Genomic DNA, 25,288 nt, shown 5'->3' with positions numbered 1-25,288 from the left:
ATTATTATACTATTTGCATTGTGCAGATATGCACACTCCTGCGCTTTCATCTCGGTAATTAAATTGCCGAGGATTCCCGCTTATTGTCCTAAAAATTTGCGGCACTCAGAATTCCTCCCTCTTGTGAAAACTCCATAATCAAGTGTGCATTTTCCCGAATCAGTTTCTTGAAATAACTCATTTCCATATCTGAATAACCATTTATATTCTCCCACTTGTAATCTGGCAAATAGCATATCGCATTGTGAAATCCATCTTTTTCATCGGGTGTTTCTATATAAACTTTAACCCTGCCATCTGCCCGCATTTCAGAATGGGTAATTTCCGTATCATCATTTAAGGTCATAAATGGGTACATCATCTTTCTTCCTCCTCTCATTTATCCTCAAAACAGTTTTAACCACGGCTGCTTTCTACTTATTCAGCATCCCCATCACCACAACCACCACAAACAGTACCACCATCACGCCGATAAAAATATCCATCGTCCGCACAGAGACATGCACATGGTCATAGATGCGCTCTTTGATGGTCTTTTCTTTCATGAGTTCCAGCTCCCGGCGGAGCTTTTCATTCTCCGCTTCCAGTTCCTCCAGAGTTTTATCTGCTGTCTCCTCTGCCGCTTCTTTCGCCGTCTCCAGTTTTTCGCTCACTGTTTCTTTTATCGTCTCATTCTTTTCCAGCATTTCGTTTTCGCTCATCCTTGTTCCTTTCAGAATATGGCTTGTTTTCTCTGCTGCTCACTCTGAAACAGCCTCTTCTCTTATTATATCCATAAAAATAAGTTCAGGCAATCCAAAAATATTTTTCCGTCACTGTCAAAGCAAGCGCTGGCACGCCATCTCGTCCACCATCCCCCTGCCGATTACAACTTTTCAGATTTATACAAGAAAAAATCCTGCCCGGCAGGGCTGTTTATATAATAGGAGATTCCAACGGATTCTCCCATTATATAAAAAACTCCCCCGCCATGCATCCATGGAGAGGGAGTTTTGGATTTGTTTTCAATATTTATGTACGGTTCCCGACGACTTTTCATATGGTACATACATTCTCGTCAGAACACAGTTAATCTTATTACTTCTTCGCAATGTACTTACGGATATCCAGTGCAATCGCAACAACGATAACGATACCCTGTGCGATATACTGGTAGTTCGGGTCGATGCCAAGGAACTGCAGACAGGTCTTTAAGAACTCGAATACAAGTACACCGATGATAACACCGGAGATACGTCCGATACCACCGTTTACAGATACACCACCGATGGTACAAGCTGCAATAGCCTCCAGCTCGTAACCGTTACCGGTATTTACACCGGCACCACCGGACTTAGCTCCCAGAAGGAAACCAGCGATGGCATACAGTGCAGTAGCTGTTACATAGATGATGATCTTGGTTTTCTTAACATTTACACCAGCAACCTCTGCTGCTGCCTCGTTGCCGCCGATTGCATACATATATTTACCATGGCGGGTGTAGTTAAATACGAACCACATGATCGCGCCGATGACAAATGCAATGATGAACAGGTACGGAATACCGAAGAAGTTACCATTTGCAATGATGGTATACTCCTGACGATAACCGCCTAACGGAACGGATTTTGTGTAAACCAGGTTGATACCGTATACGATCATCTGCATACCCAGGGTACCGATGAAAGCCGGTACATTCAGGTAAGCAACTACGATACCATTGATAAGACCAAATACACAGCAGATAGCAATACAGATAAGGAGAATCAGCCATACGTTCTGCTCGCCAAATCCTTTGGTAAGTTCAAAATGTCCGCTGTAATCACTCTTCTGGAGCAGAGTACCTGCCAGGCAGGCAGAAAGTCCAACCAGACGTCCTGCAGAAAGGTCGGTACCTTTCGTAATCAGACAGCCGGATACGCCGACTGCGATGATGAAACGGCATGCTACGTTGATGGAAATGTTGCTAAAGTTGCTACGGCTGAAGAAGTTCTGTTTTGTCACACCAACAAAGAGAACCATCAACAGGATCAGAATAACGATACCGTTATTGATCAATATATCTTTTACATTCAGTTGTTTCTTATCCATTCTCTCTTCCTCCTTTAGAACTTAGTCGCGTAGCTCATGATACGCTCCTGAGTTGCTTCCTCACCCTGTACCTCACCGGTAATGTGACCATTACACATGACAAGGATACGGTTCGACATACCAATCAGCTCCGGCATCTCAGATGAAATCATGATGATACCTTTGCCCTGCTTTGCCAGGTCAATCATGATCTGGTAGATCTCATACTTGGCACCAACGTCGATACCACGGGTCGGCTCATCCATGATGAGGATATCCGGGTTGTTGGCCAGCCAGCGGGAAATCAGAACCTTCTGCTGGTTACCGCCTGAAAGTGACTGAATCAGTGTCTTACTGCTCGGCGTCTTGATTGAAAGCTTTGCCACGTTATCCTTGACAAGCTGCTCAATCTTCTTCTTATTCAGTTTGATACCATAGTGTAAATACTGATCCAGGGAGGAAATTGATACATTATCTGCAATGGACAGACATCCCAGAATACCAGTTCCGCGTCGGTCCTCGGTAATCATACCGATACCGCCCCGGATTGCATCCTGCGGACGCTTAATGTTCATTTTCTTACCCTTAATATAAACTTCTCCGGATTTAATATGACGCATACCGAAGATACCTTCCATCAGTTCCGTTCTCTGAGCACCTACCAGGCCGCCGAATCCAAGAATCTCGCCTCTTCTAAGGGTGAAGGAGCAATCCTGGAAGGAACGATCATGGATACTGGAATATCCTCTGACATCCAGCAGTACCTCTCCGGCTTTTGTATCATTCTTCGGAGGATAGATATTGGTCAGCTCACGACCAACCATCTGTTTGACGATCTCATCATCCGAAATCTCGTCCATATGCCAGGAACCAACATAGGTGCCGTCTCGCATGATGGTAATATCATCACAAATCTCACGAATCTCCGCCATCTTATGGGAAATATAGATGAGGGATACGCCTCGTGATTTCAGGTCACGGACAATGCGGAAAAGCGCCTCTACCTCATTATCCGTCAAGGAGGAAGTCGGCTCGTCCAGAATTACAACTCTGGCATTTAAGGATACAGCCTTGGCAATCTCGACAGACTGCATCTGGGCGATGGACATGGTTCCCAGTTTTGCCTTCGGGTTATACGGCATCTTAACATCGTCCAGCCATTTTGCTGTCTCTTCAAACATCTTTTTATGGTCGATGACCTGAATCGGACCAAATTTCTTGGTTGGATAACGACCGGTGTACATATTCTCTGCTACCGTTCTCTCAGGTATCGGCTGCAGCTCCTGATGTACCATGGCCAGTCCTCTGTGAAGGGCTTCATCCGGATTGTGGATCTCCACTTTTTCTCCATCCAGATATACCTCACCTTCATCCATATGATAAATACCAAAGAGACATTTCATCAAGGTGGATTTACCAGCGCCGTTTTCTCCCATCAGTGCATGGACGGTGCCGGGACGTACTTTGAGGTTTATCTTGTCCAGAGCTTTTACGCCAGGGAAGCTTTTCGATACCCCGCGCATCTCCAATCTGTACTCTGCCATCCCATTCTCTCCTTTCATAAAATCGGGTGTGCCATCTGCACACCCGACACTTTATTCACTCCCCCGCAGGGGAGTGATATGTTCATAACCGTCCTTCTCTGAACAGCTACAATTATTTAATCATTTCCAGAATATCGCCAGCGTTCTCAGTTGTAACCTTTACATAGTCTACCATGTATACGTTGTCAACATCTTTGCCGTTTACGAAATCCAGAGCTTTGTCAGCTGCTGTATGAGCCTGTCCGAAGTAATCGTTGAATACGGTACCGGTCATCTTGTCGTTCATAACGTTCTCAACAACCTCAACCAGAGCATCAACACCTACCAGGTAGATATCTTTGTTTACAGTTCTTCCAGCTGCCTCGATAGCCTGCAGAGCACCAAGAGCCATAGCATCGTTGTTGCAGAATACAACATCGATCTTGTCGCCGTACTGGGACAGAGCGTTAGCAGTGATCTCCTGACCCTTTGTCTGATCCCAATCACCACGCTGCTTGGTCAGCTCTTCAACCTCTACGCCAGCTGCCTTTAAAGCCTCAACGGATTTCTCAGTTCTGTACTGAGCATCTACGTTCTCCGGATCACCCTGAACCATGATGTAACGAACAACGCCGTCGCCGTCTGCATCACCCTTGTTCTCAAGCTCAGCGATCTCTTCACCCTGATATGTACCGGACTGTCTAGCATCAGCACCTACATAAGTAGCTTTGATGCCGTCGTCAACCCAAGCCTGCTCTCTCTCAGCATCCGGCTCACGGTTGATGTAAACAACCGGGATACCTGCTTCGTTGCAGATGTTGGTTACATCCGGCTCAGAAGAAGCCTGAACCAGGTTGATGATCATAACATCAAATCCCTGGGTAACGAAGTTACGGATCTGGTTCATCTGCTCGGACTGGTCATTCTTACCATCCATGATGGAGATGTTCTCTGCCTTTAAGCCAAGCTCATCTACTAAATATTTCTGAAGTTCGTTTCTATACAGTGTCATGAAGTTATCAGCGAACTGGTAAATAGAAATACCAACTTTAACTTCTGCCGGATCTTTTCCTTCGATTGCTTCTTTAACAGTCTCTGCTGCGTCAGCTGCTGCTGTTGTCTCTTCTGCCGCTGCAGTTGTCTCTGCCGGTTTGCTGGAGCAAGCAGTTACGGAAAATGCCATTGCAGTTGCCAAACCAAGTGCTGCTACTTTTTTCAGTTTCATAATGTTTGTCCTCCCTTAAACTTGCGTATCCGTTTGCGCTGTCCGGATCCACCGAACAGTTAAATTTTCCGCATACACACATTATACAGTTTCGCCGATTCGTCATTTTTTCTTATCGACACCATTATTATACGGATCGTTTGTACACTTTTCCATATAATTTTCTTGGTTCTTATATAAAATTTTTTTAGATCCTTTGTGATTTTATTCACATATTCTTGTTTTTCCGGTGTGAAACTGTGGGATTTTATGGTAAATCAGCAACAGTCAACGCTTTCTGACTGCATTGATAATAGGTTCCTTCCTCTAATTCGACCTTTTCCTGTACATTTTGACCAAGTGCCTCAGCGGCAGCTATCTCAAAAATCACTTCTGCATACTCGTCGCTGTCACACTGGACTGTTCCATACAGTTTTCCGCTCTTAAGCCCCTCGATTCCCTGCGGGGTTCCGTCGATGCCGACCACCTTGACGCCCCTTGTGTCACCGACGCGTTCAAGCGCCTCGGCAGCTCCGAGCGCCATCTCATCGTTGTTGCCGATCACCACCTCGATCGCATCCCCGAACTGGCGGATCCACTGTTCCATCAGCGCCGCCGCCTGGCTCCGATCCCAGTTTGCCGAACCACCGGTCAGTTTTTCCAGCGGAATATCTCCGTCGCGCATCGTCTGCACCGACCACTCTGTGCGGATCAGCGAATCCTGATGGCTGCGCTCGCCCTCCAACATCACATATCCCACGGTTCCATCCCCATTTAAATCAAGACTGCCCGGATTTTCCTGATACGCATCCACCAGAAGCTCTCCCTGCAGAACCGCCGATTCCCGCGCGTCCTCCCCTACATAATAGAGGTGCTCCCACCGTTTCATGTCCTCCTCGACCGGTTCGCGGTTGAAAAATACGACCGGCGTCCCGGCATCCATCGCCTTGTTGATGACATACGATGCTGCTGAGCGATCCACCATATTGACGCAGATCGCATCGTATTCCAGGGAAAGGAAACGATCTACCTGGCTGTTCTGCGTATTTTGGTTTCCCTTCGGATCCATGATTTCCAGATTGACCTTAATGCCCGTCTGCTGCTCATATTCCTTCGCCTTTTCCTCCAGGCTGGAACGGATATTGTTGATAAAGGCATCCTCGCCCCGGTACAGCGTTACACCGATACGGATGCTCTTTTTTTCTGCCGGTTTTGCCGCGCTGCATCCATTTAAAAGAAGTGTGCCCACTGCCAGAAGTGCCAGCGCCATCTGAATGCTTTTTCCGTTTTTTTTCATCTTTCTATACTCCCTCCCGGATTTTTAATCAATCGGGTACAGCATCTTCTCATATTTCTTCGAGCGCAGCTCATCCTTCTCTATATAGTAGGATTCCAATGAAAGCTGGCTTCTCTCCTGCTCTTTTTCAATCGCCTGCACTGCTTTTTTGACCGCAAAATAGCCCGCGTCAAACTGGTTTGTCACCACCAGCCCCCGGATTGTCCCCTTGTCAAGCTGATCCAGCAGGGACGGCATCATCCCGACGCCGTATAGCCCGGAAATGTATTTTCCGTACACGCTGCTTCCGCCGACAATCTCCGCCGCCTCCGCTGTGCTGGCGAAATCCAGTGCCGCCACCACCGCCGTGCCGCTGCCCGGATAAACTGTTTTTTCAATGACGGAACGGTAAGTATCATCGGTGCCGCGCGGCACAATGGTATAGGAAAAGCCCTGTTTTTCCAGCACCTCCGTCAGCCCCTGCTTCATCTCCCCCGCCTTGCCGATATATGGGTTATCTGCAAAGATCCAGACAGGAAGATCGGGGCTCTGTTCCGCCGTAATCGCCTCGCCCAGCTTTCTCCCGGCTGCCGTCCAGTCCATATGAACCGCCCCCTTGACCTCCTCATCCGGTGATAATTCACCCAGCAGGATAATCGGCGTTCCATATGTATTTTCTTCCAGATATTGGCGGCATTCCAGCTCATCAACCGGCTCCAGTATCACTGCCCCGGCACCGTCTGCCGCTTCCCGGCGCACCAGCTCCATCTGCTGTGCCAGATTATCCTTTTCATACAGGGTAATAAAGCTGACATCTACATTATACTCAACCGCCGCCTGATCCACGCCCTTGCGGAAGTTGACGTAATCATCATCCGAAGTATCGCTGATAATCAGGGACACCGGGTAGACCTCCACCTCTTTTTCCTTGATGATCCAATCCGTGGAGGAAAGGAGATACAGCAAAATAAGTCCCACACACAGGATTCCCCAGAGCACCAGCTCCTTTTTTTTTCTCACTCCATATCGCATTGATCTGTCGCCCCCACTTTTACACTTTCTTCTCTTCCAGCACTTTCTCGTAAGGCACTGCCGGAAGATGAATCTTCACCGCGGTTCCCTCATCCGGCTCCGACTCGATCGAAAGACCATATTCCGCGCCGAAATACAGCTTGATCCGCTCGTTGACATTGCGTACCCCGATGCCGGATCCGCGCTTGGATGCCACGTGCGCCGTATCGGTAAAGAGGCTCTCGACCTGTTCCTCCGTCATGCCAAGCCCATTGTCCCGCACCTCCAGATACAGCTCTTTTTCCTCCTGCCAGGCGCGCACGAAGATCTCGCCGTCGCCGTCCATATATTCCATGCCATGGTAGATCGCATTCTCCACCAGCGGCTGCAGCATCAGTTTTAAACTTGCAAGTTCCAAAACCTCATCATCTGACTCGATCGTATAGGTAAACTTATTTTTAAACCGCATCTGTTGGATCATCAGGTAATTCCGGACGTGTTCCAGCTCATCCTTCACAGTAATTAAGCTCTTGCCGCGGCTTAAACTGATACGGAAGAACCGCGCCAGCGCCGTCACCACCTTGACCGCCTCCGTTTTCTGCTCATTTTCAATCATCCAGACAATGATATCGAGCGTATTATAGAGGAAATGCGGATTGATCTGCGACTGCAGCGTATCAAACTCCTGCTTGCGTTTCGCCTCATGCTCACGCACAATATCCTGCATCAGGAGGCGGATCTGACCCGCCATATCACTGATTGATTTTCCCAGATGGCGGATCTCATACGAACCGCCGATGTACACCGGTGCGCTTAAATTGCCCGCCTCCAGGACGCCGACCGATTTTTCCAGCTCGCGGATCGGATTCGTGATCCTCGATGAAATATAAGAGTTAATCAGAGCCAGAATGCACAAAATGAGGGCAATGACAAATACGATAAAAAGCCGGGTTTTGATCGTGTTGAGCGACACGGCATTTTCCGGCGTCACCCCGACCACCTTCCAGCCTGTGTAGCCGATCGTCTTGACCGTCGCCATCCGCTTTTTTCCGGCAAATATCTCCTCATGATTTCCGTCCGAATAGCCGGCTGCCTGTCCATTGTTCTCCTGCACCCAGCCGGAATCCAGAAGCTGCATCTGCGGGTGGTAAAGAATCTCGCCATTTCCGCTGATCATATAGAAATAACCGCCGCGCCCCGTCGTGATGCCGCCAAAGAGCTGTTCCAGGCTCGAATAGCGAATATCGACCAGAAGGACGCCCTGCGAGGTCGAGGTTCCGTGTGTCAGTTCGACCGCCCGCGATAGCGAAATGACCCATCGGTATTGATTTTCCGCATTGTCAAACACATACTGTACGTGCGGCAGGGAAAAATGCTGGTTTTCCGTCCGGTTTAAGGCGCTCCGGAACCATTCTTCCTGCGTCACATCCACCTCATTTTTCAGACGCACCGCCGGGACTGCCTCCAGAAGCGCCCCATCCTCCGAAAACAGGGCAATATTCTCCACATTATCCTTATTATTATCGTAGAGAAGCGTAAATTCACTTCCAAGCGACTGGATCGACAGATCGGCATTCTTGATCGTGCCATAATAAAGCGAGTCGGACAGCTTCATGATCGTGCGGAGATACGACTCCACAGAGCGCCCCACCTGCGCGATCAGGTTCTGGCTCTCCTCCTGTACTACTTCCGTGACCTGCCGTGACATTCTCTGGTACAGCGACAGGGAGATCAGTACACTCGCCGCCAGCGCCGTGATCGTAAAATAGATAAAGATCATCGACCGGATGCTGGCATCGTCAAAGAGCTTTTTCTTCCAGATCGTCCTTTTTTTACCCATTATGCCTCCCCGCTCCGGTGTGCCGTGCGGTACCGCGTCGGGGAAACACCGAATTTTTTCTTAAATACGTAACTGAAATAGTTCTGCTCCGGGTAGCCGACCTTTTCCGCGATGATATACGTCTTGTCGTCAGTTGCCATCAGAAGCTCGACCGCGCGCCCCAGCCGGACATCGGTCAGATAGGCGATGTACGCCTGTCCCGTCTCCTTCTTAAACATCGTTGAAAAATACGCCGGGCTCATATGCAGATGGCGGCAGATCTTCTCCACCGACAGATCCGGATCTTGAAAATTGTCCTGAATGTACTGCTTCGCCTCGCGGATCACGTTTTTTGTCGTATTGCTCCGCTCTTCTTCCATTCCGGCATTCATCTTGAGCGCCACCTCGGTCAGGTACGGGCGGACATTCTCCATCTTCTGGACGCGCCCCAGAATCTCGAAATAATCATTTTCCACGCCAAACATCTCGCTGATCCGCAGATCATACTGCTGGGAGAGCTGTGTCAGCACATTGATGATCGCAAGCACATACGCCTGATACTGGCGGTAATGCACCCGCGCATCCTCCATCCGGCTCACAATCCCGTCTATCACGGAACGGATCTTTTCCTTCGGTCCAAACTTGACTGCCGCTATAAGCTCCGACTCCATCCGGCTGTCGAACCGGAGTTTTTCATGCCCGGACGGCTCCATATCGCCGATGCAGATCACACCGCCGGAACCTGTGATCGCACGGTAACCGAGCGCATTGAGTGCCGTGTGGCACGGGCGGCTTAAATCCGTCAGCGAACTGCAGCTCTCACCCACGCCGATCGTAACCGATACCTCCAGAATTTTCTTCGTCTCCTTGCAGATATCGCCCAGAAGGGCAATCAGTCCGGTCTGCGTATTGTCTTTGTCGATCGCCACCAGAAGGATCGTCTCAAAGGAAGAGTGGAACACAATAAAACGGTACTGCCCTTCCAGTTTTTCCTCAATCAGATTGCGGACGGAAATCGGAATCAGCTCCCGCTGCTGATGCAGCGAAACTGCCTTGTCCACCTTCTCATCCGGTTCCAGATGGATCGCCGCAATCACCCATTTGACCGCACCCGCAACGTCGATCGCATATTCGTTCAGTTTTTCCTCAATCTGCGCTTCCTCCATGCCGCCGTGAATCAGGTCATTCAAAAAATGTTCCCGGATCGCCGGAAGACTCTTGATATAACTTTCCCGAAGCAGGGTAACATTCCGCTTCTGCTCGATCTCCTCATCGAGATTTTTCTTGATTTTCTTTAAAATCGCCGTCAGCTCTTCGACATTGACCGGCTTTAAAATATATTCGATCACATTGAGCTTGATCGCCTTTTTGGCGTACTCAAATTCATCAAAACCAGAAAAAATCACGATCTTGATGGACGGATATCTCTGCCGTATATTCTCCGCCATCTCCAGCCCGTCCATATATGGCATCCGGATGTCTGTCAGCACAACATCCGGCTCATTCTGCTCGATCTTTTCCAGCGCTTCCTTCCCGTTCTCCGCATCCCCGATCACCTCGAATCCGGCATCCTGCCAGTCGATTTTGCGTATGATGCTTGTCCGTACTTCCTCCTCGTCATCTACCAGCATGATTTTGTATGGGTTCATATGGATTCGTCCTTTCAGTTCCTGATGCAATGTTGTTGTGAGCCAGTTTGTCTTAGGACTCTGGAGCTCTGCTACGGTATCCCCATTCCAGCTTTCCCTGACACCTCATGAGGAAGTGGCTGGGCAGGCTGGAATGAGGGAAATTTCTTTCTTTACATTATACCACATCTTTCTTTATTTGTGAGTTTGTGATTTTTCACTGGCAGGTTCCATTTTCTGTAAAGGTGTGCTTCGTCCCCGGGTGCGGGAACCCGGTTCCACACAGCGTCTGCATCCGGTCCGCCGTCCGCGGCAGGCGAGACAGTCTTCATCTATTTCATAAACGGCATTTCCATCAATGATCAGCCGGGTGTTCATAGTTCTGAATCCTTTTCTTTCTTATTTTTTATAATATACTATATGTGGTTTTTCCTGTCCCGGAGCTTTTTTTCTTTAAACATTCCCGTTCTTTTTCGGTTCCAAAAGTGCCTACCCGTGAACCAAAACGTCTTTTTTTCCTCTCATCTGCATATATTGAGACAAAGATTTGGGAGGTTTTTTTTCGTGAGCCAAGATGTTTCTCTCAAAATGACCGAGTTAGACCGCCTGACCTCACTCCCACATATGCAGCTTGTCAAGGCGGCGCTTCCCTATATTCACATCCCGGAACAGCGTTTTTTCTCCCTGTTTGTGAAATTCCGCGAACTAGAAAAGACGATGCAGCTATTTGCTGATCCGGCTGACGGTGAGATCGGAATCTGCTCGGTGGGCGAACGCGACAAGGATTCGCCGGTTGATATGCTGAAAGCGATCAAGCCGTATGGCACAGAGGAAGAGCAAAGTTCGATCGATCTGGTCTTAAATTTTATCGAAGGTTCCCGCCTCTATGAATCCTACTGGCAAAATACGCCGCAGACAGCATCCTTTCCGACTTCGCAAGATATCCAGAATGATTCACCCAATTCTGATGCAGTTCCGGCATCTGTCCTTTACCCGCAAGCCGAATATTCCCGCAGACAGAAAGAACCCACAGACCGTGCATCTGGCACATCCACTTCAAACAGACAGGAGGCACACACTATGGAATTTCAAAACTGGAAACAGGATCCGAGACTTCGCTCCATGGATCCAGACAAAATAAAACAGATGGAACAGTTAGCCGATCAGGCAAGAAACACGCCGCAAGACAAGCTTCTGCCGCTTCTCATGAGTCTCCGGGGCAGCAACGGTTCCCCGCAATTCTCAACCTCAGAAATGGACACTCTTTTTTCGATCCTGACAGACCAAATGCCCCCAGCGCAGAAACGGCAGGCGGAAATGCTGCGGATGCTGAGCCGGCAGATGGGCGGGGCAAATAAATCATAAAACCAGAGTTGCCATTGCTATTTTTTCCAAATCATGCTACAATTCATTTCAATAATGGGGAGCTTGTGATGCAGGCTGAGAGGGAACCAAAAGTTCCGACCCAAAACCTGATTTGGATAATGCCAACGTAGGGACAGATATTTTGAGACACCTGAGCGCCGGATATTGTCCGGCGTTTTTGGGTTTCATTAGGAAATTATGTCCTATGAAACAAAAAAACTCATCTGGGGGTTCCTATCTGCTTCCAGATAAAAATCCCCAAATGAGATCTGACTCTCACAGCCTATCTAATTAGTAATTTGCTAAATCGCTCTCATCCTGCACCACCACAATCTTCGTCCCGGTATCCACCTGGCGCACAACCTGTTTCATATCTTCCTCCGGAATACTGATGCATCCGGAAGTTCCCGTATTATTCCAGCTCTTCGGGCAATGCAGAAAGATCGCCGATCCCTTTCCCGGTGTACACTCCGGATTATAATCCAGTACCAGGCCATAATTATACTGCGGCGCCTGCGCCATCAGATCCTCCGCCGAATTCCAGTCCTTCTGTACCTGCTTCGTATTTGCCAGCTTGTTATAATACTGGCTGTTTCCGTCATCCACATAATAATCGCCGTCCACAATCTGGTGATACGGCAGAATCGTTCCCGGATTTGCCTTCAGGCCAAATGCCATCGTAAAGCGGTACACACCCGCCGGCGTCTTCTTATCGCCCTCCTGCTTCTGCATCGTGATACCGTTCATGCCGCTGACCGCTTCTTTCGACATCACCTGCACCAGTTTTCCATCTGCATCGCGTTTATACCAGTCCAGACGGCTCTTCGCCGGATCCTGGCGGTTGCCAATCACCACAATCAGCTGCGTTGCATCCTTCGCCGCCTCCAGCGTATTTACATCCCCGTTGTAGCTTGCCGTAAGCGCCGGTCCTGTCGCTTTCTCCGCCGCCATCGCAGCCGCCGGAGCTGCCGCACTCATCAACATGCCTGCTGCCAATATTACCATTGCTTTCCGCTTCATTCTCAATTTCATCTTATTTATCTCCTATTATTTTATGTATCTGAATTTCACTCAAAAATCGGCTGCTTTTATCTTTCGCACACCTTTTTCCACACACTCTGTCAGTTCCTGCCACTTTCCAGTCCAGCCGCCTGCAGCATCGCCTTTCCAAAAATATGATGAAACAGCGCAATCACGCGCCCCACCAGCATGACAGCACAGACTGTTCCAATGCCGATTCCCACCGGTTTTCCCGCAAACAAAAGTCCCATGAGCAGTGACAAAACGATACAGGTTGCATCGACACAGTTCTTCATCAGACCCGTGCCGATTCCAAAGGTGTCTGCAAACACCTGCACCAGACCATCGCCCGGATTTGGCACCAGCCGCATTGACAGGGACATCGCCGCGCCGATGCCTGTAAAAATCAGGGCAAGCATCAGCACTCCCAGGCGTCCTAAAAGTCCAGACGCCTCCGATCCGCATTCTTCTAACGACGGTATGCACACTGAAAATACATTCAGAAATCTTGTAAATACAATACTCAATGGAAACTGCAGCGCATCTTTCATAAGCAGGCTGCGTCCGGCTTTTCCTTTCTCCCGCAGATGAATCGCCGCCTGAATCAAGACAAAGATACCATACAGGACAAAGGTCATATCACCAAAATTCCGGTTCCAGATCACGGATGCCGCATACGAAAGTGAAATAATCGGCGACACTCCGAGTCCAGCTTTCGTATTGAGCGTAAGCCCCATCGCCAGAATCAGAAGCCCCATCAGATAAAAGCCCCACCGTGCTGCCCCGCTTCCCGTCGGTTTCTCCGTCATTTCCATGTTGTGATTCAAGATTTCCTCATCTCTTTTTCTTAATATTTGTTAAACCTATTCTATTATAGATCCTCCTCTTTCCACTTGACAAGCGCTTCCTGTATTCTAAATCTTCCAATTTTCTTACGAAATAAATATTCCAGCCTGCCTACATTCTACAGTCACAGCCTACATCTTACCATTGCGCTCCATTGAACCCACGACAAATTTCTGCTGCCACCAGATTATCTTACAGCACTTTCCGTTCTCTTTACTTTTTCCATCCCCTATGCTACACTAAACTCATGATTTTAGCTGTATCAAAGGAGTTTTATACATATGAAAAAAGATATGACCGAAGGGCGGGAATGGTCCTCCATCCTGCTCTTTTCCCTGCCCATCATGGGGGCAAACCTGCTGCAGGTTTTGTACAACCTCGCTGACAGCGTTATCGTCGGAAACCTCATCAGCGCGACCGCCCTTGGAGCCGTCGGACTGACCAGCTCCATGACCTGGCTTCTGACCGCCATCTGCACCTCCATCGGTGCCGGCGTCAACATCGCAGTCGCCCAGTATTTCGGTGCCAAAAAAGAGACGGATATACAGGAATCCATCTCCGTCTCCTATCTGATTGCCGTGATCGCAAGTATATTTTTAACTGCCGCCTGCTTTCTGGCAGCCCGTCCAGTTATTTTCGGCTTTTTGCAGGCACCGGAAGAAATGCGTTTCGACAGTATGGCATACTTTCTGATCTACAGCAGCGGAATTATTTTCCAGCTGCTCTACAATGTCACCTACGGCATCCTGCGGGCACACGGGGATTCGCGCGGCGCACTCATTTTCCTGATGATCTCCGCCGCCCTGAACATCGTGCTGGACTGTGTGTTTATCTCCGTCTTTCATATGGGTGTCTCCGGCGCGGCTGCCGCGACCGTGATCGCACAGGCAGGTTCCGCCATCGCCAGTTTCCTGTATCTGCGGCACATTTTCCCGGATCTGCTGCCGAAACGGCATTATCTCTACGCCTGGAAGGGACAGGGGGCGCTGCTGATGCGCCTGAGTATTCCGATCATGCTACAGACGGGCGTCAATTCAATCGGCTTCCTCATCCTGCAGCGTCTCATCAACTCCTTCGGCGCTCCCAGCATCGAGGGCTACGCTGCCATGCTGAAGGTCGAACAGCTCGCGCACATCCCGTCCCAGAGCTTTAACGTCGCCATTTCCAGCTTCGCCGGACAGAATATCGGCGCTGAAAAACTGGACCGTGCCCGCCGCGGCTACCGCACCACCATCCTGATGGGCGTCCTGATCAGTATCTCCATCAGTATCGTAGTTCTGCTTTTTGACCGGCCGCTTCTCCAGATCTTCAACATCACCGGAGAGTCCCTGCGGCGCGCAAAGGAACATCTCGACATCCTGATGTTCTTCATCTGGACCAGCACGATCACCAACATCACCTGCGGTTTTCTGCAGGGTGCAGGCGATGTCAAGATCCCGGCAGCTTCCGGCTTCATCAACCTGGGCATCCGCCTCGCGCTCTCCTTCCTGCTGGCGCTCACCCCGGTTGGCTTCCGCTGCTACTATGTGAGCATGCCGCCCGCATGGCTGATCGCCTGCTTCGTAGTTGTGATGCGCTACCGGAGTGGAAAATGGAGGGAGTTTCGGATTGTAAAAGAGTAAAGAAAAGGGATGGAAGAATTCACTTTGGGGGGTGATTTCTTCCATTAAACCTACAGACATCCCGGTCGATTTTGCTTTTACAATCAAAAACACACCTACCAGAAACATTCCCCAGAAGCCAATACGCGCTTTCGCCGTATAAACGGCTTTCCGCCGGTACTCCATAAAAAGCACCAGCATCATGTTGTTCTGTCCCTCTTTTCCAGATGAGCGGATTCCCGCATTCAAACGCTTCCTAATGCGTTTTTTGTTTCATAGGACGCAATTTTCTATGAAACAAAAAGCAAAAAAAAACAGCATCCTGTGTATTTAGAGAAGAAAATACACAGGATGCTGCTTTTTTAGTCCAACGGATCAATCTCAATAATCCCGCTTGATTCCGCCCGGATTTTTCACAATTTATTTCATAACAATATTCACAATCCGCCCCGGAACGTAAATTTCTTTTACGATATTTCCAGTCAACTTGTCCTTGATAGCCTCTTTACCAGCGGCGATAGCATCTTCTTTGGAGATGTCTGCCGGTACGGTGATGGTCGCACGGACTCTGCCGTTGATCTGAACAGCTACCTCTTTCTCGTCATCCTTCATCTTCTCTGCATCGCACTCCGGCCAGGAAGCATGGAAGACACTGTCGGTGCCGCCGAGCTCCTGCCACAGCTCTTCACCCAGATGCGGTGCGAACGGTGCCAGCAGGATAGTGAAGGTCTTGAGGGTTTCTTTGTCGATGCCACCCTCTTTCTTCGCCAGATCGATGAGCTTGTTGTTGTACTCCATGAAACCGGAGATAACGGTATTCAGGCTGAACTGCTCGAAACGCTGCTCAATGTCGAATACCAGTTTGTGGCGCAGTTTAACCATTTCCTTGGTCTCTTTGATGTCTTTGTCCTTGCTGGTCATAACCAGGTTGTAGAAACGGTTCAGGAAACGGGATACGCCCTCGATACCGCGGTCATCCCACTCTGCATCCAGTTCCGGCGGTCCTACGAAAAGCTCATAGAGACGCAGGGAATCGCAGCCGTAGTCGCGTACCAGATCATCCGGGGATACGACATTGCCTTTCGACTTACTCATCTTGATACCATTCTTACCAGTGATCATACCCTGGTTGAACAGCTTCTTGAACGGCTCGTCGAAGTCAATAACACCGATATCGCACAGGAACTTTGTGTAGAAACGGGAATACAGCAGATGCAGTACTGCATGTTCAACACCGCCGATGTACATATCAACCGGCAGATATTTGTCTGCTTTCTCACGGGATACCAGTTCTTTATCGTTCTTGTTATCTACATAGCGCAGGAAGTACCAGGAAGATCCAGCCCACTGCGGCATGGTGTTTGTCTCACGTTTTGCCGGAGCGCCGCAGCACGGGCAGGTGGTGTTGACCCACTCGTCGATGGCTGCCAGCGGGGATTCGCCGGTACCAGTCGGCTGATAGCTTTCTACCTCCGGAAGTTTTAACGGAAGCTGATCCTCCGGAACCGGTACGTTGCCGCACTTCGGGCAGTGTACGATCGGGATCGGCTCGCCCCAGTAACGCTGACGGGAGAATACCCAGTCACGCAGCTTATAATTGACTCTCTTGTGACCGATACCTCTCTTCTCAATCATTTCCGGCGCTTCTTTTTTCAGTACGGAAGATTCCATACCATTCCACTCGCCAGAGTTGATCATCGTGCCGGACGCCTCGGTATACGCCTCGGTCATGTTCTCGATCTCTTTGCCATCTTTTGCGATAACCTGGATGATCGGGATATTAAATTTCTTTGCAAACTCGAAGTCACGGTCATCGTGTGCCGGTACGCACATGATAGCGCCGGTACCGTAGTCAGCTAATACATAATCAGACAGCCAGATCGGAACCTTCGCACCGTTGATCGGGTTGATTGCATAGCTTCCGGTAAATACGCCGGTCTTTTCCTTATCCTGCAGACGGTCTACGTTGGAACGCATGGAGGAATCGAAAATGTATTTCTCAACTGCCTCACGGGTATCATCGGTTGCCAGACTCTTTGCCATCGCGTGCTCCGGAGCCAGTACCATGAAGGTTGCACCGTACAGGGTGTCCGGGCGGGTGGTGTAAACGGTGATCTTCTCATCGCGTCCCTCTACGCCGAAATCAACCTCTGCACCGTAGGATTTGCCGATCCAGTCAGTCTGCATCTTTTTAACCTTCTCCGGCCAGTCCAGTTTGTCCAGATCGTTTAAGAGGCGGTCTGCGTACGCGGTGATTTTCAGCATCCACTGACGCAGGTTTTTCTTGGTAACCGGAGTACCGCAGCGCTCACAGCAGCCGTTAACAACCTCCTCGTTTGCCAGACCTGTCTTACAGGACGGGCACCAGTTGATCGGGAATTCTTTCTCGTATGCCAGACCTTTTTTGAACATCTGGACGAAGATCCACTGGGTCCATTTGTAGAATGCCGGATCTGTGGTATTTACTTCCATATCCCAGTCATAGATGGCTGCGATCTCGTTGATCTGACGTTTAATATTTTTAATATTGGACTCGGTCGAGATAGCCGGATGTACGCCCATCTTGATCGCGTAGTTCTCTGCCGGCAGACCGAATGCATCCCAGCCCATCGGATGGATCACGTATTTGCCGCGCAGCAGCTGATAACGGCTCCATACGTCAGAAATAACGTATCCTCTCCAGTGACCAACGTGCAGACCACTTCCGGACGGATATGGGAACATATCCAGGCAGTAATATTTTTCTTTCTTTCCATCGTTTACATTGATGGGATGTTTTTCCCAGTTCTCGCGCCATTTTTTCTCAATGGCGGTATGATTGTACTGTGACATCTTTGTTCCTCCTGTTTTCTGCTTAACCCACGCTGATTTTTTGCTATTTCCTGTCAAAATCCGGCTCCAGTCTCTAAAATGATGATTCATTATTGCAATCGACTGGTCCGTTGGCAGTTGCATAACATCCAACCCTTGCGGACATTCTTTCAATCCGGTAACGTCAAAAACGCCCTGCGTCTCTACATTACCTGTATAGAGACGCAGGGCGAAAATTCCAACTGCGCGGTACCACTCTATTTCACACGGAATCCGTGTGCTCCTCATCGTCCTGTAACGGCGGATGACCGGCTCTGTCTACTCGGGTATTCAAAAACACTTCTTTCAACAGGCTGCTCCCGGACCAGTTCGGCGGCTTCCTTCCGCTGCCTCACACCATCCGGCAGCTCTCTGTAGAAATTTCGCGGCTTACTACTTCCGTTCATTGCATTTGTGCTATCTGGTAGAATAGCATAAATGGGAAGAAATGTCAAGTAACGTGACCTTCTCAAACTTGCACGTGACAGATTCGACGTTCTTTCAATACATGACATTTTCGACAATCTTTCAATCACCGTCAAACCTACACCTGAATCCGATCTGCCACTTCATCGCCCAGTGCCAGCCGAACCTTTCCATTTCCGATGATCAGACCATCCAGCACACGTCCAAGGACCCGGATACGGCTTCCTTCTTTGATTCCATAGCGCTCCAAAAAGTTCATCACATCCGCATTTCCAAACATCCACTTGATTTCACAGGTCTCTCCCGCCTGCACCTTTGCCAACGACTGCATACAACGACCTCCTGACTGATATTCCGCTTTCTGTAACTGTTCAGTACCTTCACAGTCACGCGCAAAAATCCATTAAAAATTGCCTACGGCAATGGGATTTTTGTCTGCTGGTCCATGTTTTCGTACGGTCAGCGCAGTAAATGCGCAGACCTACTGAACAGTTACCGCTTTCTTTACTATTATTATACGCAGTCAGACTATTGTTAGTCAATGGTAATAATTGTTAGTTAATTCTAACAGTATTTAGCCGTTACCGTGAACCATCTCCACACTTCTCCGTCCATCTCCCGGCGGATTCTGCCGCGCAGGCGGAGGTAGTCCAGATGCGCCATGCACTCTCCCACCGCAAACCACTTCTGGGACGGTGGAAATTCTTCCCAGCTGGCGGCACGGATCTTCCAACGCATCTTTCCAGCCGTCTCATATGCCGTCATGCCCGGATGTTCGGCAAGCAGCGCCTCCGTCTCCGCCAGACGCCGCTCATGATGTGCCAGCAGCGCCTCGATGCGCGCCGCATAATCGCCTGTCTTCCGGTGTCCCGGCAGGGCAAGGCGGACCGGATATTTTCTGGCCAGGCGCAGGCTGTCGAGATAATCACCTAATGAATCCTCCGATTCCAGCCAGGAAGTAATATTCGGCGATATATCAAACAGGATATGATCGCCCGTGAACATGATGCCCTGCTTCTTTGCCCAGAACATCGCATTGCCCGGCGTATGCCCCGGCACGGAGATCATTTCCAGCGTGTAATCTCCTACCGTGTATTTCCAGCCTGCCTCAATCGGAACAAAACGGTCATCAACCTGATCCAGCTTATAGCGGACTGCCGGATTGAGCGCCTGCGTTTTCTTCATCTCGTCCTCCGGAAATCCCCCGGCACGGAATTGCTCCGCCAGGCGAAGCGGACGCTCTGGTGTAAAACCGTCCTTTAAGATCGCCAGATCGGTTCCGCTGATATAGATGCGGCTGTCCGCCCCTGCCGCCTCCCTGGCAAGTCCTGTGTGATCCGAGTGCAGGTGTGTCAGAAGAATATCCAGCCGATCCGGGCTGCTGCCAAGTGCCCGAAGCCCGGCAAACAGCGCCTCCCGGCATTCCTCGCGCCGAAATCCGGTGTCAATCAGAAGATCACGCTCGTTTTCTTTTCCCTTGATCAGGTAACTGTTGAGTTCCCGCAAAGGATTCTGCGGCAATTCCACACCGATCCGCCAGATTCCATCTGCCACCTGTTCTACAAGGGCTTCCCTCTTCTCTATGTTCTTTGTGATTTCTTCTCTTTTATTTTCTTTAAGCATATTTTTCCTTATTGAATCTATTGAATCTTCTCAGCCTTCTGCTTTCTCTTCTCTATGATCCATCGTCCGGAACAGATGTGCACAAATCAAAATCGCCACCACAATCGACAGATAATCAGCCGCCGGCTGTGCATAGATAACTCCATCCAGGCCAAACATCGCATTCAGCACGAAAATCAGCGGAATAAAAATCAGTCCCTGGCGGCAGATCGTAAGAATCAGCGACGGAAGCGCTTTTCCCATTCCCTGGATCGTATTGATGCAGAGGAATAAGATACCAAGGAGTGGCGCAGAAAGCTGGAGGGCAACCACCATCTGAATACCATACTGGACAACTTCCGCATCATTAATAAACATCTGAATCATTGTCTTTCTTGCGACAATCATAAGCAATGTCAGAATCGTTCCCATAATAACCGATACAAGTCCTGTAAATTTGAATATCGACATCAGGCGTTTCTTGTTGCGCGCTCCATAATTATAACCGATCAGCGGCTGGATTCCCACACAGAGACCGATCTGCAGCAGGACAACAAGCATATTGGATTTCATCGCAACACCCATCGCCGCTACCGGTGTGTCACCGTAGCCGACCAGCGCCTGGTTCAGGATAATATTGGCAAAGCTCATCAGGATGTTATTTAAGGAAGCCGGAATACCGATTCCTGCCACGCCGGAAGCGATTCCATCTCCCATCTTAAAATCACGGAAATGAATCGACAGTGTCGATTTTCCCCGCAGATAATAAGCAATATAGTAAAGACAGGCCGCAATATTGCCGATAATCGTCGCAAGTGCTGCACCGGTCACTCCCCAGCCAAGCACCAGGATCATGATCGGATCCAAAATAATATTTACTACGGTGCCTAACAGGTTTCCAACCATCGATTCCCTCGATGCGCCTTCTCCTCGCAGAATATTCGCAAATGCAGTTGAAAACATAATAAACGGCGCGCCGATTGCAATAATCGCCAGGTACTGTCTCGCAAAACCGATCGTATTTACACTGGCACCGATGAGATGCAGAATAGTTTCCATTCCAAGTACAGACAGGATAGCCACTATCACGCCCAGACCCAGGGATCCATAGCAGCAGAATGAACTGATATGACATGCCCGGTCTTTATGGCGTTCTCCCAGTGCTCTCGATATCGCTGAGCTGCCGCCGATACCGAACAGATGGCCTAATGCCATAAAAATCATAAAGACCGGCGTTGCCAGCGAAACAGCTGCTACCTGCAGCGGATCCTTCGTCTGACCGATGAAAAATGTATCCGCCATGTTATAGATAACAACCACCAGCATGGAAATCATGGTCGGAACCGCCATGGTCGCGACCGCCTTTGGTACGGGTGTTTTTTCAAATAAATCCGTATTTGTTTTCATTTGTCGTAACTCCTCTCTTTCTATATTTGTTGTATTCTTTACAGTCACATTCTCGCGCCGAGCGCGGTCGCTTGCGACATGTTTCTGCTTCGCGCAAGTGCACATCATTGGCACGTTAGTGCCTTTTTGTGTAATAGGGGATTCCAAGGAATTTCCTATTACATAAAAATACAGGCACTTCTGCCTGCTGTGTAAAAGACCAACTCTTATTTATAAACACTTAATTTTATCATAAACACCTATTTTGTCAACTATTTCCGTATTAAACCTATCTTAAACTCATCTTAAAACCCAGCTTAAAAATTGTCTTTTGGAATTGTCTTTGGAAGTTGCAAAAAAGCGCTTTCTGGGATATGATGGAAACTAGAAAATTATGAATTTCATACCGATGGAGGATTTTTACTATGTCTAACAATTACGCAGGCAAATTTGTAAGTGCTGAGACCGCCGTCAAGGCTGTTCAGCCGGGCGACTGGGTGGATTATGGCTTTGGCGCTGGATTTCCGGAGCTTCTCGACCGTGCGCTGGCAGCACGCAGGGATGAGCTGACCGATGTCAAGATCCGCGGTGGTTTAGTCATCCGCCCGCGCATCGAGGTTGTCGAAAGCGACCCGGATCAGAAAGCATTCAGCTACTACAGCTGGCACATCGGCGATTATGAGCGCAAGCTGCAGACCCGTGGGCTCTGCAAGTTTATGCCGATGATGCTGCGTTCCCTGCCGGAAATGTACCGCCACCACATTCGCGTGGATGTTGCCTTTGTACCGGTTTCCAGACCAGATGCGGACGGCTGCTGCGGACTGGGTATTTCCAACTATGCATGGCGCACCATCTTTGAGAATGCGCGCACCGTCATCTTCGAGATCAATGAGCGCCTCCCGCGCTTACAGGGCGTCGATGGTTCCCACCGTGTCCACCTCTCAGAGGCAGATTTCATCGTCGAGGGCGAGCATGAGCCGCTTCCGATCCGCACCTACCGCGATCCGAGCGCCATTGATATTGAGATTGCCAAACGTGTCGTTGAGGAGATCCCGGACGGCGCTGTCCTTTCCCTGGGCGTCGGCGGCGTTCCGTTTACCGTTGCCAATATGCTGGCACAGTCCGACAAAACCGACCTCGGCTGCCACACCGGCACCATCAGCGATGCTTTTTTAGCCCTCTATAAGGCTGGCAAGCTGACCAACAAGAAGAAAGAAATTGACAACGGTTATTCTACCTGGAACCTTGCCATGGGCTCTCAGGAATTATATGACTGGCTGGATAATGAGCCGCAGCTCTTCCATCCGGCTGACGTCGATTACGTCCACTCCCCGTACCGCATCGGTGAGATGAAAAATGTCATCAGTATCAACGGTGGTGTCGAGCTGGATCTGATGGGACAGGAAAATGCCGAGTCTGCCGGCACCCGACAGCTCTCCGGTATCGGCGGACAGATGGATTTCCTGGAGGGCGCATTCCGCTCCGAGGGAGGCAAGGGCTTTATCTGCCTTGCTTCCACCCACAAGAAAAAAGATGGCTCCTTAAAATCCAACATCGTACCGTTCATTCCGGGCGGCAGCACCGTATCTGCACCGCGTACCATGATTCAGTACGTGGCGACCGAGTACGGTATCGCAAAACTGACCGGGCTTACCTTAAAAGAACGAGCGGATGCCATGATCGCCATCGCACACCCGGATTTCCGTGATGAGCTGCGCCGGTATGCGGAGGAGAATTTTAAATAAAAATTGGAAAGATACATCGGAACCGAAACATCAACATTCCATGTTATCTTTGATTATTTGAAAACCAGAATTTTCAACATAGAAAAGCCGTAACCTTATACTTTCGCTCATGAGTTTAATCCCATGGGCGGGTATATCTGGTTACGGCTTTTTATTTTTTATGCCTCTTTCTTCGCCCCTATAACAACCACAACCACCATAAACCGGCAGACCAGAATAATCATAGACGCAAAGAGCTGCCACAGCGCGATATGCAGAATCAGGCTGACTGCGTACCCACACAGTGCTGCTCCCATTACCATAGCATATCCACAGCACAGTTCGGAGTGATACGAATGTCTGGGCGAACCTGCGGTGTAGCTTTCCATCAGTCCATAGAGCACCACATATTCCAGCATACACGGAATCAGCGACCAGATGGTTCCGTCCGGCCGCCTCCAGAACATGGACAGAAAGCTAGAAAAAGCAGTCACCAGCACAAGCGCCGCCCCTGCTGCCCGGTACACTCTCATCTCTTTTACATCCATCTGGAAAAATCCAGCCTGTCGCTCTTTCTGGAGAATCCCGATATATAAAATCAGGAACCCGATGCAGGGCGGCAGCAGCATCACATGGAACAGATTAATATGAATCGAAGCAAGAATCAGACCGGCTAAAATCTTATGATCTCCCGTTTTCACTTAAATGCCTCCTCTTTCAGCAGATATTTCCACACATCAATAAAGCGAAGCTCCCTTCTCTTCCTGTATTCATTTTCAAATGAAAGAACCTGCTCCCCGCCATCTTTGCCGATATATGAAAGCACTGCAACTCCTGAATGAAATACCTGCGGCGACTGGTCTTCCTCTTTGCCAATCCAATGGCTCTGGAACGTCAGCACATCACCCGTTTTTACTGTCAGCCGTTTCGGCTCTTCCCCTTCTTTTTGGGCTGGGATAGGCTCTCCATTTAAGGTCATCGAAAAATTTTCCATCTCCCCGGCTGACGCAATGCAGCCTTTTACTTCGATGGTTCCATCTTTCTGAACGGTGTAAACCTGTGTGGCCGTTCCATCTGAATTGGCGCTGGAACTTGGATTTTCCAGGGCGCTCCCGCCCTCCGGATTTGCAATCAGTACCAGATTACCAATTTTTACGTCTGCTGTGTTTCCATCTGAATAGAGCACCTGCGCCCGCGTCAGGATTCTCCACTGACTGATCCCGTTATGCTGCGGATCTTCAATCGAAAGCGTAGCATCCAGGCGATGAAGCGCATACTGTCCCGCTGACTGGACTGTCTCCCGCATTTCCTGCATTTGAAGTTCAGGCAACTCTGAAAAACGAATTTCTCTCACACAGATCTCATCCGTCACATCCGTCAGATAGGCAAAATTTACCTGTGTATACCATACATCCGAAGTTTCATCTGTCTCATCCACACTTTCTTCCCCGAGCGCATATAAGGACACTGTATTCTCCAATTCCATATTCTCATTCAGGTCTTTCACACCTTCGTCTAAAACTCCAACTTTCATATCGGAATCGGTACTTTCTTCTTCAAGCGCCTCACTTGACACAGATGAAACGATTCCATCCTCCGAAGTTTCTACTCCGTCCAGCCCACAGCCCAGATAAGCCGACTGGCTGTAGTGCAGAAACAGCGGTTCTTTCAGCCGGAACGTATACTGGGCGATCAGACCCGCCAGCAGACAAATAAGTGCCAGAACCAGCCAGATACGCACGATCATCCGCTCCGGGTGTTTCCGAACTGTTTTTGCCTGTTCTTTTACTTCCATGAGTTCCCCGCTTTTCTCATTTTTCTCTATCATAAAAAGGCCACCCACCTGTCTGTATAAGTTGTTCTCTTTGCAACATTATACCTTTTTACAGGTGGGTAGTCTTTTCTATTTTCTTACAATTTATAGCCTTCTTTTTGAAAATTGCAAAAGCACGCAATTC

The 25,288-nt window shown here is 49.3% G+C and carries 21 protein-coding genes, 1 riboswitch and 1 other annotated feature; of the genes, 3 read left to right on the top strand and 18 right to left on the bottom strand.

The window, feature by feature from the left end; all coding sequences use genetic code 11:
* Window positions 1-88 precede the first annotated feature (88 nt).
* From DXC57_RS14635 to DXC57_RS14590, 10 genes are all read right to left on the bottom strand, one after another.
* A complete protein-coding gene (locus DXC57_RS14635) occupies window positions 89-361 on the bottom strand; it encodes a hypothetical protein (protein ID WP_107001611.1) in 273 nt (90 codons plus the stop codon).
* Between the two features lie 52 nt (window positions 362-413).
* Window positions 414-701 carry a hypothetical protein gene (locus tag DXC57_RS14630; protein ID WP_227589388.1) on the bottom strand — a complete coding sequence of 96 codons (288 nt, stop codon included), beginning with the start codon at window positions 699-701 and terminating at the stop codon, window positions 414-416.
* A gap of 376 nt (window positions 702-1,077) precedes the next feature.
* Window positions 1,078-2,070 (bottom strand): beta-methylgalactoside transporter, encoded by a 993-nt coding sequence (locus DXC57_RS14625; protein WP_107001612.1) that lies wholly within the window; start codon window positions 2,068-2,070, stop codon window positions 1,078-1,080.
* A 14-nt stretch (window positions 2,071-2,084) separates the two neighbouring features.
* A complete protein-coding gene (locus tag DXC57_RS14620) occupies window positions 2,085-3,593 on the bottom strand; it encodes a sugar ABC transporter ATP-binding protein (RefSeq protein WP_107001613.1) in 1,509 nt (502 codons plus the stop codon).
* 112 nt (window positions 3,594-3,705) lie between these two features.
* Window positions 3,706-4,797, bottom strand: coding sequence for a substrate-binding domain-containing protein (locus DXC57_RS14615; protein ID WP_181357250.1), 1,092 nt, complete (start codon window positions 4,795-4,797; stop codon window positions 3,706-3,708).
* Between the two features lie 247 nt (window positions 4,798-5,044).
* A complete protein-coding gene (locus tag DXC57_RS14610) occupies window positions 5,045-6,073 on the bottom strand; it encodes a galactose ABC transporter substrate-binding protein (protein WP_118653304.1) in 1,029 nt (342 codons plus the stop codon).
* Window positions 6,074-6,097: 24 nt separating this feature from the next.
* Window positions 6,098-7,072 carry a substrate-binding domain-containing protein gene (locus DXC57_RS14605; protein WP_107001676.1) on the bottom strand — a complete coding sequence of 325 codons (975 nt, stop codon included), beginning with the start codon at window positions 7,070-7,072 and terminating at the stop codon, window positions 6,098-6,100.
* Window positions 7,073-7,103: 31 nt separating this feature from the next.
* Window positions 7,104-8,903 carry a sensor histidine kinase gene (locus DXC57_RS14600; RefSeq protein ID WP_118653302.1) on the bottom strand — a complete coding sequence of 600 codons (1,800 nt, stop codon included), beginning with the start codon at window positions 8,901-8,903 and terminating at the stop codon, window positions 7,104-7,106.
* A complete protein-coding gene (locus tag DXC57_RS14595) occupies window positions 8,903-10,531 on the bottom strand; it encodes a response regulator (protein WP_107001617.1) in 1,629 nt (542 codons plus the stop codon). Before DXC57_RS14595 ends, DXC57_RS14600 begins: the two co-directional genes overlap by 1 nt.
* 174 nt (window positions 10,532-10,705) lie before the next feature.
* Window positions 10,706-10,888, bottom strand: a complete 183-nt coding sequence (locus tag DXC57_RS14590) for a hypothetical protein (RefSeq protein ID WP_117795060.1) — start codon at window positions 10,886-10,888, stop codon at window positions 10,706-10,708.
* A gap of 186 nt (window positions 10,889-11,074) precedes the next feature.
* Here DXC57_RS14590 and DXC57_RS15800 point away from each other — a divergent pair, with 186 nt between their 5' ends.
* A complete protein-coding gene (locus DXC57_RS15800) occupies window positions 11,075-11,875 on the top strand; it encodes a hypothetical protein (protein WP_243101494.1) in 801 nt (266 codons plus the stop codon).
* A gap of 45 nt (window positions 11,876-11,920) precedes the next feature.
* A riboswitch (TPP riboswitch) is annotated at window positions 11,921-12,026 on the top strand.
* 140 nt (window positions 12,027-12,166) lie between these two features.
* Here DXC57_RS15800 and DXC57_RS14580 read toward each other — a convergent pair.
* Both DXC57_RS14580 and DXC57_RS14575 read right to left on the bottom strand, forming a co-directional pair.
* A complete protein-coding gene (locus DXC57_RS14580; RefSeq protein ID WP_118653300.1) occupies window positions 12,167-12,907 on the bottom strand; it encodes a L,D-transpeptidase family protein in 741 nt (246 codons plus the stop codon).
* Window positions 12,908-12,996: 89 nt separating this feature from the next.
* Complete coding sequence (locus DXC57_RS14575; protein ID WP_243101493.1) at window positions 12,997-13,722, bottom strand: DUF6198 family protein; 726 nt, start codon at window positions 13,720-13,722, stop codon at window positions 12,997-12,999.
* Between the two features lie 300 nt (window positions 13,723-14,022).
* On the opposite strand from DXC57_RS14575, the gene DXC57_RS14570 reads away from it, so the two are divergent.
* The gene (locus tag DXC57_RS14570; protein ID WP_118653298.1) at window positions 14,023-15,363 is read left to right on the top strand and encodes an MATE family efflux transporter; all 1,341 of its coding nucleotides are present in this window, start codon (window positions 14,023-14,025) and stop codon (window positions 15,361-15,363) included.
* Window positions 15,364-15,762: 399 nt separating this feature from the next.
* Here the strand turns inward: DXC57_RS14570 and leuS are convergent, their stop codons facing one another.
* From leuS to DXC57_RS14550, 4 genes are all read right to left on the bottom strand, one after another.
* Window positions 15,763-18,174, bottom strand: a complete 2,412-nt coding sequence (leuS, locus tag DXC57_RS14565) for a leucine--tRNA ligase (protein ID WP_118653296.1) — start codon at window positions 18,172-18,174, stop codon at window positions 15,763-15,765.
* A gap of 195 nt (window positions 18,175-18,369) precedes the next feature.
* Window positions 18,370-18,608 (bottom strand) — a binding site (T-box leader).
* 128 nt (window positions 18,609-18,736) lie between these two features.
* On the bottom strand, window positions 18,737-18,949 hold the full coding sequence (locus tag DXC57_RS14560) for a ferrous iron transport protein A (RefSeq protein ID WP_118653294.1): 213 nt from the start codon (window positions 18,947-18,949) through the stop codon (window positions 18,737-18,739).
* 233 nt (window positions 18,950-19,182) lie between these two features.
* Complete coding sequence (locus tag DXC57_RS14555; RefSeq protein ID WP_118653292.1) at window positions 19,183-20,241, bottom strand: MBL fold metallo-hydrolase; 1,059 nt, start codon at window positions 20,239-20,241, stop codon at window positions 19,183-19,185.
* A gap of 30 nt (window positions 20,242-20,271) precedes the next feature.
* Window positions 20,272-21,627 carry an MATE family efflux transporter gene (locus tag DXC57_RS14550; RefSeq protein WP_118653290.1) on the bottom strand — a complete coding sequence of 452 codons (1,356 nt, stop codon included), beginning with the start codon at window positions 21,625-21,627 and terminating at the stop codon, window positions 20,272-20,274.
* Between the two features lie 404 nt (window positions 21,628-22,031).
* Here DXC57_RS14550 and DXC57_RS14545 point away from each other — a divergent pair, with 404 nt between their 5' ends.
* Entirely contained in the window at window positions 22,032-23,351 is a 1,320-nt protein-coding gene (locus DXC57_RS14545; RefSeq protein ID WP_118653288.1) for an acetyl-CoA hydrolase/transferase C-terminal domain-containing protein, read from the top strand.
* Between the two features lie 158 nt (window positions 23,352-23,509).
* Here DXC57_RS14545 and DXC57_RS14540 read toward each other — a convergent pair whose 3' ends face one another.
* Together DXC57_RS14540 and DXC57_RS14535 are read right to left on the bottom strand one after the other, a co-directional pair.
* A complete protein-coding gene (locus DXC57_RS14540) occupies window positions 23,510-24,031 on the bottom strand; it encodes a hypothetical protein (RefSeq protein ID WP_117795011.1) in 522 nt (173 codons plus the stop codon).
* Window positions 24,028-25,158 carry a hypothetical protein gene (locus DXC57_RS14535; RefSeq protein WP_118653286.1) on the bottom strand — a complete coding sequence of 377 codons (1,131 nt, stop codon included), beginning with the start codon at window positions 25,156-25,158 and terminating at the stop codon, window positions 24,028-24,030. Before DXC57_RS14535 ends, DXC57_RS14540 begins: the two co-directional genes overlap by 4 nt.
* Window positions 25,159-25,288: the final 130 nt, after the last annotated feature.

The organism is Clostridium sp. TF06-15AC, assembly GCF_003481165.1.
GTDB lineage: Bacteria > Bacillota > Clostridia > Lachnospirales > Lachnospiraceae > Otoolea > Otoolea fessa.
Note: the sequence above shows the minus strand (reverse complement) of the source record. Positions and strands in the feature narration are given on the sequence as shown.